This window comes from Bacillus cereus group sp. MYBK222-1 (assembly GCF_051916425.1).
GTDB classification, from domain to species: Bacteria; Bacillota; Bacilli; order Bacillales; family Bacillaceae_G; genus Bacillus_A; species Bacillus_A paranthracis.
This window is the reverse complement of record NZ_JBQAGP010000011.1, coordinates 24,228-37,242: the sequence shown is the minus strand read 5'-3', so window position 1 is coordinate 37,242 and position 13,015 is coordinate 24,228. Positions and strand designations below refer to the sequence as shown.

Sequence of the window (13,015 nt, the reverse complement as noted above, 5' to 3'; positions counted from 1 at the left end):
TTTATCTTTAAGAGAAAAAGACTACGCTAAATAGCAGTAGTTGTATTTATTTGTGATTTTGCACAAATTTTTTTGTGCATTTATAATACTCATGATTTGAGGGGTGAAGCAGTTGACAGGTCAACTAGTTCAATACGGACGCCACCGCCAACGAAGAAGTTATGCCCGTATTAGTGAAGTATTAGAGTTACCAAATCTTATCGAAATTCAAACCTCTTCTTATCAGTGGTTTCTTGATGAGGGTTTGCGAGAAATGTTCCAAGACATTTCTCCGATTGAAGACTTTACGGGAAATCTATCGCTTGAATTTATCGACTACAGCTTAGGTGAACCTAAATACTCTGTAGACGAATGCAAAGAGCGTGATGTGACGTATGCAGCACCACTTCGTGTAAAAGTGCGTCTAATCAACAAGGAAACTGGTGAAGTAAAAGAACAAGATGTGTTCATGGGAGATTTCCCACTCATGACAGAGACTGGAACATTCGTAATTAACGGTGCAGAACGTGTTATCGTTTCCCAGTTAGTTCGCTCTCCAAGCGTATACTATAGTGGCAAAGTGGATAAAAACGGAAAACGTGGTTTTACTGCTACTGTAATTCCAAACCGCGGAGCTTGGTTAGAGTATGAGACAGATGCTAAGGATGTTGTATATGTGCGTATTGACCGTACGCGTAAACTTCCTGTAACTGTTTTGTTACGCGCATTAGGGTTTGGCTCTGATCAAGAAATCACCGAGCTTTTAGGTGATAACGAATACTTAAGCAACACATTAGAAAAAGACAACACAGATAGCACAGAAAAAGCATTGCTTGAAATTTATGAGCGTCTACGTCCTGGTGAGCCACCAACAGTAGAAAATGCTAAGAGCTTACTTGTGTCTCGTTTCTTTGATCCAAAGCGCTACGATTTAGCAAATGTAGGTCGCTACAAGATCAACAAAAAGTTACACATTAAAAACAGATTGTTTAATCAACGTTTAGCTGAAACATTAGTGGATCCAGAAACTGGTGAAATTTTAGCGGCAGAAGGAACAATCTTAGATCGTCGTACACTTGATCGCATTTTACCTTACTTAGAGAAAAACATTGGATTCAAAACAGCGAAACCAATGGGTGGAGTGGTAGAAGGCGATGTTGAGCTGCAATCTATTAAGATTTATGCTCCTGAGTCAGAAGGCGAGCGCGTAATTAACGTAATTGGTAATGCAAATATTACTCGCGATGTAAAACACATCACACCAGGTGATATCCTTGCTTCTATCAGTTACTTCTTCAACCTACTATACAAAGTAGGGGATACAGATGATATCGACCACTTAGGAAACCGTCGTCTGCGTTCTGTTGGAGAACTATTACAAAATCAATTCCGTATCGGTCTTTCTCGTATGGAACGTGTTGTTCGTGAGAGAATGTCGATCCAAGATACAAATGCAATTACACCACAGGCATTAATTAATATTCGTCCTGTTATTGCATCTATTAAAGAGTTCTTCGGAAGTTCTCAGTTATCTCAGTTCATGGACCAAACAAACCCATTAGCAGAGTTAACTCACAAACGAAGACTATCTGCATTAGGACCTGGTGGTTTAACGCGTGAGCGCGCAGGCTTTGAAGTACGTGACGTTCACTACTCTCACTATGGTCGTATGTGTCCGATTGAAACACCAGAGGGACCAAACATCGGTTTGATTAACTCATTATCTTCATTCGCGAAAGTAAATGAGTTTGGTTTCATTGAAACACCATACCGTCGTGTTGACCCAGAAACTGGTCTTGTAACAGGGCATGTTGATTATTTAACAGCAGATGAAGAAGATAATTATGTTGTAGCCCAAGCGAATATGAAATTATCTGAAGAAGGAGAATTCCTTGATGAAGATATCGTAGCTCGTTTCCGTGGTGAAAACATTGTCACAAATAAAGAACGCATCGACTACATGGATGTATCACCAAAACAAGTAGTGTCGGCAGCGACAGCTTGTATTCCGTTCTTAGAAAACGATGACTCTAACCGCGCACTTATGGGAGCGAACATGCAACGTCAGGCGGTTCCGTTAATGAATCCGGAATCACCGATTGTAGGTACAGGTATGGAGTACGTATCAGCAAAAGACTCAGGTGCTGCAGTAATCTGTAAACACCCTGGTATTGTTGAGCGCGTAGAAGCACGTGAAGTTTGGGTACGTCGCTATGTAGAAGTTGACGGTCAAACAGTAAAAGGCGACTTAGATCGCTACAAAATGCAAAAATTCATTCGTTCTAACCAAGGAACTTGCTACAACCAACGTCCAATCGTAAGTGTTGGAAATGAAGTTGTAAAAGGTGAAATCCTTGCGGATGGTCCTTCTATGGAATTAGGTGAACTAGCACTTGGACGTAACGTGCTTGTTGGCTTCATGACTTGGGACGGTTATAACTACGAGGATGCGATCATTATGAGTGAGCGCCTTGTAAAAGATGATGTGTATACTTCTATTCATATTGAAGAATATGAGTCAGAAGCTCGTGATACGAAGCTTGGACCAGAAGAAATCACACGTGATATTCCAAACGTTGGGGAAGATGCATTACGTAACCTTGACGAGCGCGGTATCATTCGCGTTGGTGCGGAAGTAAAAGATGGAGATTTACTTGTTGGTAAAGTAACACCTAAAGGTGTAACAGAATTAACAGCTGAAGAACGTCTATTACATGCTATCTTTGGAGAAAAAGCGCGTGAAGTACGTGATACATCACTACGTGTACCACACGGTGGTGGCGGTATTATCTTAGACGTAAAAGTATTCAACCGTGAAGATGGCGACGAATTGCCACCAGGCGTGAATCAACTTGTGCGTGCATATATCGTTCAAAAACGTAAAATCTCTGAAGGTGACAAGATGGCCGGACGTCACGGTAACAAAGGTGTTATCTCTCGTATTTTACCAGAAGAAGATATGCCTTACTTACCAGACGGTACGCCAATCGATATCATGTTAAACCCATTAGGGGTACCATCTCGTATGAATATCGGTCAGGTATTAGAGCTTCATCTTGGTATGGCAGCAAGATACCTTGGCATTCACATTGCAACACCAGTATTCGATGGTGCTCGTGAGGAAGATGTTTGGGGCACAATTGAAGAAGCTGGTATGGCAAATGACGCGAAAACAATCCTGTATGACGGACGTACTGGTGAACCATTCGATAACCGTGTATCTGTTGGTGTCATGTATATGATCAAACTTGCGCACATGGTTGACGATAAACTTCATGCTCGTTCTACTGGACCATACTCACTTGTAACGCAGCAGCCTCTTGGAGGTAAAGCTCAGTTCGGTGGACAGCGTTTCGGTGAGATGGAGGTTTGGGCACTTGAAGCTTACGGTGCTGCTTATACTCTTCAAGAAATCTTAACAGTGAAGTCTGATGATGTTGTTGGACGTGTTAAGACGTATGAAGCAATTGTTAAAGGCGAAAATGTTCCAGAACCAGGCGTTCCTGAATCATTCAAAGTATTGATTAAAGAGCTGCAAAGTTTAGGTATGGACGTTAAAATGATGTCTAGCGACGATACAGAAATTGAAATGCGTGATACGGAAGATGACGATGATCATCAATCAGCAGACAAATTGAATGTCGAAGTTGAGACAACTAAGGAATAATTGGGATAACCTGTAGACTAAAAGGGAGGTAGGCCCCTTGATAGATGTAAATAACTTTGAATATATGAAGATTGGACTTGCTTCACCTGACAAGATTCGTTCTTGGTCATACGGTGAAGTTAAGAAACCAGAAACAATTAACTATCGTACGTTAAAGCCTGAAAAAGATGGCTTGTTCTGTGAGCGTATTTTCGGACCACAAAAGGACTGGGAATGTCATTGCGGAAAATACAAACGTGTACGTTATAAAGGTGTAGTTTGTGATCGATGTGGTGTTGAAGTAACGCGTGCGAAAGTACGTCGTGAACGTATGGGTCATATCGAATTAGCTGCTCCTGTATCTCATATTTGGTATTTCAAAGGTATCCCGAGCCGCATGGGACTTGTCTTAGACATGTCCCCTCGCGCGCTTGAAGAAGTAATTTATTTCGCTTCTTATGTTGTAACAGAAAGTGGAGATACACCACTTGATAAGAAGCAATTACTTTCTGAAAAAGAATACCGTGCATATCGTGATCGATATGGTAGCACATTCCAAGCTGCTATGGGTGCAGAAGCGATTAAAAAGCTATTACAAGACATCGATTTAGATAAAGAAGTAGACTTCTTAAAAGAAGAATTAAAAACAGCACAAGGACAACGCCGTACTCGTGCTATTAAACGTCTAGAAGTATTAGAAGCATTCCGTAACTCTGGAAATGAGCCATCTTGGATGATCTTAGATGTTCTACCAGTAATCCCACCAGAACTACGCCCAATGGTACAGTTAGATGGTGGACGTTTTGCTACTTCTGACTTAAACGACTTATACCGTCGTGTAATTAACCGTAACAACCGTTTAAAACGTCTATTGGACTTAGGTGCACCAAGCATTATCGTTCAAAACGAAAAACGTATGTTACAAGAAGCTGTAGACGCATTAATCGATAATGGTCGTCGTGGCCGTCCAGTTACTGGACCAGGTAACCGTCCATTAAAATCACTATCTCACATGCTTAAAGGTAAACAAGGACGTTTCCGTCAAAACTTATTAGGTAAACGTGTTGACTACTCTGGTCGTTCTGTAATCGTTGTAGGACCGAACTTAAAGATGTATCAATGTGGATTACCGAAAGAGATGGCGCTTGAATTGTTCAAACCTTTCGTAATGAAAGAGTTAGTTGAAAAAGGATTAGCACACAACATTAAGAGTGCGAAACGTAAAATCGAGCGTGTACAACCTGAAGTTTGGGACGTTTTAGAATCTGTGATTAAAGAACATCCAGTACTTCTAAACCGCGCACCAACACTTCACCGTCTTGGTATTCAGGCGTTTGAACCTACATTAGTAGAAGGTCGCGCAATCCGTCTTCACCCACTTGTATGTACTGCATACAACGCGGACTTTGACGGTGACCAAATGGCCGTTCACGTACCTTTATCATCAGAAGCACAAGCAGAAGCTCGTCTTCTTATGTTAGCGGCACAAAACATCTTGAACCCGAAAGACGGTAAACCAGTTGTTACTCCATCTCAGGATATGGTATTAGGTAACTACTACTTAACACTTGAGCGTGAAGGTGCAATCGGTGAAGGTATGGTCTTCAAAGATGCGAACGAAGCATTACTTGCATACCAAAATGGATATGTACATCTTCATACACGTGTTGCAGTAGCTGCAAGCGCAGTAAACAACGCAACATTTACTGAAGAGCAGAAGAGTATGCTTCTATTAACAACAGTTGGTAAATTAATATTTAACGAAATCTTACCAGAGTCGTTCCCTTATATTAATGAACCAACAAATTCAAACCTTGAAAAAGAAACACCAGCGAAATATTTCGTTGAAAAAGGTGCGAACATTAAAGAGATTATTGCTAGTCGCGAAGAAGTGGCGCCATTCAGCAAGAAAATCCTTGGTAACATCATTGCGGAAGTGTTTAAACGTTTCAAAATTACAGAAACGTCTCGCATGCTTGACCGTATGAAAAACTTAGGATTCAAGTACTCTACAAAAGCTGGTATTACAGTTGGGGTATCTGACATTCTTGTATTAGGTGAAAAAGATGAAATTCTCCACGAAGCACAAGCAAAAGTAGATAATGTAATTAAACAATTCCGTCGCGGTTTAATCACGGAAGAAGAACGTTACGATCGCGTTATCTCTATTTGGAGTAATGCAAAAGATGTTATCCAAGGAAAACTGATGAAGTCCTTGAATAAACGCAACCCAATCTTCATGATGAGTGATTCCGGTGCCCGTGGTAACGCATCGAACTTTACTCAGCTTGCTGGTATGCGTGGTCTGATGGCCAATCCATCTGGTCGTATCATCGAACTTCCAATCAAATCAAGTTTCCGTGAAGGTTTAACAGTACTTGAGTACTTCATCTCTACGCATGGTGCGCGTAAAGGTCTTGCCGATACAGCACTGAAAACTGCCGATTCTGGTTACTTAACACGTCGTCTTGTTGACGTTGCACAAGATGTAATCGTTCGTGAAGATGATTGTGGAACAGATCGCGGTTTATTAATTGGTGCGATTAAAGAGGGTAATGAAGTTATTGAGTCATTATATGATCGTCTTGTTGGACGTTTTGCAAGAAAAACTGTAAAACATCCTGAAACAGGTGAAGTATTAGTTGCTGAAAATCAATTAATTACTGAAGATATCGCTCATATCGTTGAAAATTCGGGTGTTGAAACTGTAAACATTCGTTCAGCGTTTACGTGTAACACTCGCCATGGTGTATGTAAGAAGTGTTACGGTCGTAACTTAGCAACTGGAACAGACGTAGAAGTAGGGGAAGCGGTAGGTATTATCGCAGCTCAATCTATCGGTGAGCCAGGTACACAGTTAACGATGCGTACGTTCCATACAGGTGGGGTTGCCGGAGATGATATCACTCAAGGTTTACCTCGTATCCAAGAGATCTTCGAAGCTCGTAATCCGAAAGGTCAGGCTGTTATCAGTGAAATCGACGGTGTTATCGCAGCGATCAACGATGTTAAAGATCGCCAAGAAGTAGTTGTACAGGGTGAAGTTGAAGCTCGTACGTATGCTATTCCTTACGGTGCTCGTCTGAAAGTAATTCCAGGACAGAAAATTAGCCACGGTAAAGAGTTAACAGAAGGTTCTATCGATCCGAAAGAATTACTAAAAGTAACGGACATTACGGCAGTTCAAGAATACTTATTACGTGAAGTTCAAAAAGTATACCGTATGCAAGGGGTAGAAATTGGTGACAAACACGTAGAAGTAATGGTACGCCAAATGTTACGTAAAGTACGTGTGAGTGATGCAGGTGAAACAGATGTATTACCAGGAACATTACTAGATATCCATCAGTTTACTGATGCGAATGCGAAGGTGTTACTGCAAGGTAAACAACCAGCAACAGCTAGACCAGTTCTACTTGGTATTACAAAAGCTTCACTTGAAACAGATTCATTCTTATCTGCAGCATCGTTCCAAGAAACAACTCGTGTCTTAACTGATGCAGCGATTAAGGGTAAACGCGATGAGCTTCTAGGATTGAAAGAAAATGTTATTATCGGTAAACTTGTTCCTGCTGGAACAGGTATGAATCGTTATCGCAAAGTGGATCTTGTTAAAACAACACAAGATGACATGAATGTAGAAAACGATGAAGTTTATGTGGAACAGTAAAATTTTCCGTCGTAAATTTTGTATAAAAACAGTTAATCCTAGTTGACATTGTATGAGTCAAAATGTTACTATAAGCAAGGTTGCTCCTGAACGATGCTTTGGAGGATATTTATATGTCTTATCAAAAAGTGTCAAATGCTGAAAATGTAGTCGTTGGTCATAAACGTACATTGGAAGCAATCAAAAATGGTATAGTTAAAGAAGTTGTCATTGCAGAAGATGCTGATATGCGGTTAACCCATGTTATCATTCGCACTGCATTGCAACATAACATACCCATAACCAAAGTTGAATCAGTTCGTAAACTTGGAAAAGTTGCGGGGATTCAAGTGGGAGCTTCAGCAATAGGAATAATAAGTTAAAACTGTTTTTGTGAGGAGAGAGCATTTGCTCTCCCTTGCAAAAACTTTGTTTTCAACTAATAATGAACCACCTGGATATGTGGTCATACAAACATGCGAAGGGAGGATAATCAAATGCCTACTATTAACCAATTAGTGAGAAATGGTCGTACTGATAAAGTATGGAAATCTAAATCACCTGCGTTAAACAAAGGTTTTAACTCTTTAAAGAAAAAATCAACTGATATCTCTGCACCTCAAAAACGTGGTGTATGTACTCGTGTTGGTACAATGACTCCAAAGAAACCTAACTCAGCGTTACGTAAATATGCTCGTGTTCGTTTAACAAATGGTATTGAGGTAACAGCATACATCCCAGGTATTGGTCACAACTTACAAGAGCACAGCGTAGTATTAATTCGCGGTGGTCGTGTAAAAGACTTACCAGGGGTACGTTACCACATCGTTCGTGGTGCGCTTGATACAGCTGGTGTTGACAAGCGTATGCAAGGCCGTTCTAAATACGGTACTAAAAAGCCTAAAGCGGCTAAGAAATAATAACTTTTTAATGAAAGGAGGAACTCAATATGCCTCGTAAAGGACCTGTTGCAAAACGTGACGTGTTACCAGATCCAATGTACAATTCGAAGCTAGTAACACGCCTTATCAACAAAATGATGGTTGACGGTAAAAAAGGTAAATCTCAAACAATTCTTTATAATGCGTTCGATATCGTAAGCGAACGTACTGGTAAAGAGCCAATGGAAGTATTCGAGCAAGCTCTTAAGAACATTATGCCTGTTCTTGAAGTACGCGCTCGTCGTGTTGGTGGTGCTAACTACCAAGTTCCAGTTGAGGTTCGTCCAGAACGCCGTACAACTTTAGGTCTTCGTTGGTTAGTAAACTACGCTCGTCTTCGTGGTGAAAAAACTATGGAAGAGCGTCTTGCTAACGAAATCTTAGATGCAGCTAACAACGCTGGTGCATCTGTTAAGAAACGTGAAGACACTCATAAAATGGCAGAAGCTAACAAAGCATTTGCTCATTACCGTTGGTAGGATTCAACGTAAAATAAATGTAAGCATAAACCGCTTTATTTGTCGCTTATGGAAGTGTGGAGAGGGAGAATGCCTCTCCCTTTCGTTGGGCGCTCGTTTTACATAATGAGGGTACTGGACATACTGACATGTGTAACAATATAAAGTGGCTTTTTTGCTACTTAAAATAAAAAATCCAATCCATATATGGAAGGAGCAAGACACCAAATGGCAAGAGAGTTCTCTTTAGAAAACACTCGTAATATTGGTATCATGGCTCACATCGATGCTGGTAAAACAACAGCTACTGAGCGTATTCTGTACTACACAGGACGTATTCACAAAATCGGTGAAACTCACGAAGGTGCATCTCAGATGGACTGGATGGAGCAAGAGCAAGAGCGTGGTATCACAATTACTTCTGCTGCAACTACAGCACAATGGAAAGGTCACCGTGTAAACATCATTGACACTCCAGGTCACGTAGATTTCACAGTAGAAGTAGAACGTTCTTTACGCGTACTTGATGGCGCAGTAGCAGTACTTGATGCACAATCTGGTGTAGAACCACAAACAGAAACTGTTTGGCGTCAGGCTACTACTTACGGCGTACCTCGTATCGTATTCGTTAACAAAATGGATAAAATCGGTGCAGATTTCTTATACTCTGTAGGAACAATCCACGATCGTTTACAAGCAAACGCACACCCAATTCAGTTACCAATCGGTGCTGAAGATGAGTTCAATGGTATCATTGATCTTGTTGAAGAATGTGCTTACATGTACGGTAACGATTTAGGAACAGACATTCAACGTGTTGAAATTCCTGAAGAGCATAAAGAACTAGCTGAAGAATACCGTGGAAAACTTATTGAAGCGGTAGCTGAGCTTGATGAAGAAATGATGATGAAGTACCTAGAAGGTGAAGAAATCACTGTAGAAGAGCTTAAAGCTGGTATCCGTAAGGCTACAACTTCTGTAGAATTCTTCCCAGTAATCTGTGGTTCTGCATTCAAAAACAAAGGTGTTCAAATTCTGTTAGACGCAGTTATCGACTACCTACCATCTCCATTAGATGTACCTGCAATCAAAGGTACTCTTCCGGATACAGATGAAGAAGTAGAACGTAAGTCTAGCGATGAAGAGCCTTTCTCAGCTCTAGCATTCAAAATCATGACTGACCCTTATGTTGGTAAGTTAACATTCTTCCGTGTGTACTCTGGTGTGTTAAACTCTGGATCATACGTGAAAAACTCAACTAAAGGTAAGCGTGAGCGTGTAGGTCGTATCCTACAAATGCACGCTAACAGCCGTGAAGAGATCTCAACAGTTTACGCTGGTGATATCGCTGCTGCTGTAGGTTTAAAAGATACTACTACTGGTGATACTCTTTGTGACGAGAAGAGCCTTGTTATCCTTGAGTCTATGGAATTCCCAGAGCCAGTTATCTCTGTAGCTATCGAACCAAAATCAAAAGCTGACCAAGATAAAATGGGTACAGCATTATCTAAGCTTTCTGAAGAAGATCCAACATTCCGTGCTCACACTGACCAAGAAACTGGCCAAACAATCATCGCTGGTATGGGTGAACTTCACCTTGATATCATCGTTGACCGTATGCGCCGTGAGTTCAAAGTTGAAGCAAACGTTGGTGCTCCTCAGGTAGCATACCGTGAGACTTTCCGCTCTGCTGCGAAAGTTGAAGGTAAGTTCGCTCGTCAATCTGGTGGACGTGGACAATTCGGTCACGTTTGGATTGAGTTTGAACCTAATGAAGAAGGTAAAGGATTCGAATTCGAAAACAAGATCGTCGGTGGTGTTGTTCCACGTGAATACATCCCAGCTGTAGGCGCAGGTCTTGAAGATGCACTTAAAAATGGTGTACTTGCTGGATATCCAGTAGTAGACATTAAAGCTGCATTAGTTGACGGATCTTACCATGATGTCGATTCATCTGAGATGGCGTTCAAAATCGCTGCATCTATGGCACTTAAAGCTGCGGTTTCTAAATGTAACCCAGTAATTCTTGAGCCAATGATGAAAGTTGAAGTTGTAATTCCTGAAGAGTACATGGGTGACATTATGGGTGACGTAACATCTCGTCGTGGACGTGTAGAAGGTATGGAAGCTCGCGGTAACGCTCAAGTTGTTCGCGCTATGGTTCCACTTTCTGAAATGTTCGGTTATGCAACGTCATTACGTTCTAACACTCAAGGACGCGGAACATTCTCTATGGTGTTTGATCACTATGAAGAAGTACCAAAGTCTGTTTCTGAAGAAATTATCAAAAAAAATAAAGGTGAATAATTGATTTTTATCGATTCTTCACGTATAACTACTTATGTAAGCTTAGAAAGTGGGACGCAAGTTTCGCTTTCTAGCCTAAATATAAAATAACCTATATAAACTAAGGAGGAATTTAGAATGGCTAAAGCTAAATTCGAACGTTCTAAACCCCATGTTAACATCGGTACAATCGGCCACGTTGACCATGGTAAAACTACATTAACTGCTGCGATCACTACAGTACTTGCAAAAGCTGGTGGTGCTGAAGCACGCGGATACGATCAAATCGATGCTGCTCCAGAAGAAAGAGAGCGCGGTATCACAATCTCAACTGCACACGTTGAGTACGAAACTGAAACTCGTCACTATGCACACGTTGACTGCCCAGGTCACGCTGACTATGTTAAAAACATGATCACTGGTGCTGCTCAAATGGACGGCGGTATCTTAGTAGTATCTGCTGCTGATGGCCCAATGCCTCAAACTCGTGAGCACATCCTTCTTTCTCGTCAAGTAGGTGTACCTTACATCGTTGTATTCTTAAACAAATGCGACATGGTAGACGACGAAGAATTATTAGAATTAGTAGAAATGGAAGTTCGCGACCTATTATCTGAATACGGATTCCCAGGCGATGACATTCCTGTAATCAAAGGTTCTGCTCTTAAAGCTCTTCAAGGAGAAGCTGATTGGGAAGCAAAAATCATTGAATTAATGGCTGAAGTTGATGCTTACATCCCAACTCCAGAACGTGAAACTGACAAACCATTCTTAATGCCTGTAGAGGATGTATTCTCTATCACAGGTCGTGGTACAGTTGCTACTGGTCGTGTTGAGCGCGGTATCGTTAAAGTTGGTGACGTTGTAGAAATCATCGGTCTTGCTGAAGAAAATGCTTCTACAACTGTAACTGGTGTAGAAATGTTCCGTAAACTTCTTGACCAAGCTCAAGCTGGTGACAACATCGGTGCTTTACTTCGTGGGGTTGCTCGTGAAGACATCCAACGTGGACAAGTACTTGCAAAAAGCGGTTCTGTAAAAGCTCACGCTAAATTCAAAGCTGAAGTTTTCGTATTATCTAAAGAAGAAGGTGGACGTCACACTCCATTCTTCGCTAACTACCGTCCACAGTTCTACTTCCGTACAACTGACGTAACTGGTATCATCCAATTACCAGAAGGTACTGAAATGGTAATGCCTGGTGACAACGTAGAAATGACTATCGAACTTATCGCTCCAATCGCTATCGAAGAGGGAACTAAATTCTCTATTCGTGAAGGTGGACGTACAGTAGGTTACGGCGTAGTTGCTACTATCGTTGAGTAATCTTAACTGATATAAAAAACCCCGAGGGATTTTCCCTTGGGGTTTTTGTTTGCATTTATATAATGAACAAAATGATTGTTTCATGTTTTGACGAGTTTCTTCTATAATAATGTGAAATCATTAAAACCGAAATCCAGAAACTGTAAAATGAATTCTGCTAGATGAAAACTTGAAATTCTTTAAAGTGCCATGTATAATAGCAAAAGTAGAGAAAAGCAGATGCAAACAAAAAGATGCTTGCATCTAGACGAATAACATTGTATAATAGACAATGTTGGTCTTTGACTGCGATGAAGTGGAAGGTTGCTGACACACCCGGCCGCTTTGCCATGGCATGGTGTGAGGAAATTTCCATGGAGAAGGTCTATTTTAGAAATAGGCGAACGAAGGAGGGAAAATAATGGCAAAAGAAAAAATTCGTATCCGTTTAAAAGCTTACGATCACCGTATTCTTGATCAGTCAGCTGAGAAAATTGTAGAAACAGCTAAGCGTTCTGGGGCAACAGTTTCTGGTCCGATCCCATTACCAACTGAAAAAACTGTTTACACAATTCTTCGTGCTGTTCATAAGTACAAAGATTCTCGTGAGCAATTCGAAATGCGCACGCACAAACGTCTAATCGACATCGTGAGTCCTACTCCACAAACAGTAGATTCATTAATGCGTTTAGACTTACCATCTGGTGTAGATATCGAAATCAAACTATAATTTATATAACTTAAAAATGTA

General features: G+C 40.9%; 8 protein-coding genes. All 8 read left to right on the top strand.

The window, feature by feature from the left end; translation table 11 throughout:
- The first annotated feature begins 112 nt into the window (after window positions 1-112).
- A complete protein-coding gene (gene rpoB / locus ACTFR9_RS26410; protein WP_000147554.1) occupies window positions 113-3,646 on the top strand; it encodes a DNA-directed RNA polymerase subunit beta in 3,534 nt (1,177 codons plus the stop codon).
- 37 nt (window positions 3,647-3,683) lie between these two features.
- Window positions 3,684-7,295: a DNA-directed RNA polymerase subunit beta' gene (gene rpoC / locus ACTFR9_RS26405; RefSeq protein ID WP_000567937.1), complete on the top strand. Its 3,612-nt coding sequence runs from the start codon at window positions 3,684-3,686 to the stop codon at window positions 7,293-7,295.
- A 113-nt stretch (window positions 7,296-7,408) separates the two neighbouring features.
- The gene (locus ACTFR9_RS26400; protein WP_000121830.1) at window positions 7,409-7,657 is read left to right on the top strand and encodes a 50S ribosomal protein L7ae-like protein; all 249 of its coding nucleotides are present in this window, start codon (window positions 7,409-7,411) and stop codon (window positions 7,655-7,657) included.
- A 114-nt stretch (window positions 7,658-7,771) separates the two neighbouring features.
- Entirely contained in the window at window positions 7,772-8,194 is a 423-nt protein-coding gene (rpsL, locus tag ACTFR9_RS26395; RefSeq protein WP_001142340.1) for a 30S ribosomal protein S12, read from the top strand.
- Window positions 8,195-8,223: 29 nt separating this feature from the next.
- Entirely contained in the window at window positions 8,224-8,694 is a 471-nt protein-coding gene (rpsG, locus tag ACTFR9_RS26390) for a 30S ribosomal protein S7 (protein WP_001137493.1), read from the top strand.
- Between the two features lie 207 nt (window positions 8,695-8,901).
- The gene (gene fusA / locus ACTFR9_RS26385; RefSeq protein ID WP_000090373.1) at window positions 8,902-10,980 is read left to right on the top strand and encodes an elongation factor G; all 2,079 of its coding nucleotides are present in this window, start codon (window positions 8,902-8,904) and stop codon (window positions 10,978-10,980) included.
- Window positions 10,981-11,097: 117 nt separating this feature from the next.
- Complete coding sequence (gene tuf / locus ACTFR9_RS26380; protein WP_001029615.1) at window positions 11,098-12,285, top strand: elongation factor Tu; 1,188 nt, start codon at window positions 11,098-11,100, stop codon at window positions 12,283-12,285.
- 400 nt (window positions 12,286-12,685) lie between these two features.
- The gene (rpsJ, locus tag ACTFR9_RS26375; protein WP_001040596.1) at window positions 12,686-12,994 is read left to right on the top strand and encodes a 30S ribosomal protein S10; all 309 of its coding nucleotides are present in this window, start codon (window positions 12,686-12,688) and stop codon (window positions 12,992-12,994) included.
- Window positions 12,995-13,015 lie beyond the last annotated feature (21 nt).

Excerpts from the sequence above, each read along its gene's own strand:
- ACTFR9_RS26400 (WP_000121830.1), top strand. The coding sequence starts at position 7,409 with ATGTCTTATCAAAAAGTGTCAAATGCTGAAAATGTAGTCGTTGGTCAT.
- rpsL (WP_001142340.1), top strand. The coding sequence starts at position 7,772 with ATGCCTACTATTAACCAATTAGTGAGAAATGGTCGTACTGATAAAGTA.
- rpsG (WP_001137493.1), top strand. The coding sequence starts at position 8,224 with ATGCCTCGTAAAGGACCTGTTGCAAAACGTGACGTGTTACCAGATCCA.
- fusA (WP_000090373.1), top strand. The coding sequence starts at position 8,902 with ATGGCAAGAGAGTTCTCTTTAGAAAACACTCGTAATATTGGTATCATG.
- tuf (WP_001029615.1), top strand. The coding sequence starts at position 11,098 with ATGGCTAAAGCTAAATTCGAACGTTCTAAACCCCATGTTAACATCGGT.
- rpsJ (WP_001040596.1), top strand. The coding sequence starts at position 12,686 with ATGGCAAAAGAAAAAATTCGTATCCGTTTAAAAGCTTACGATCACCGT.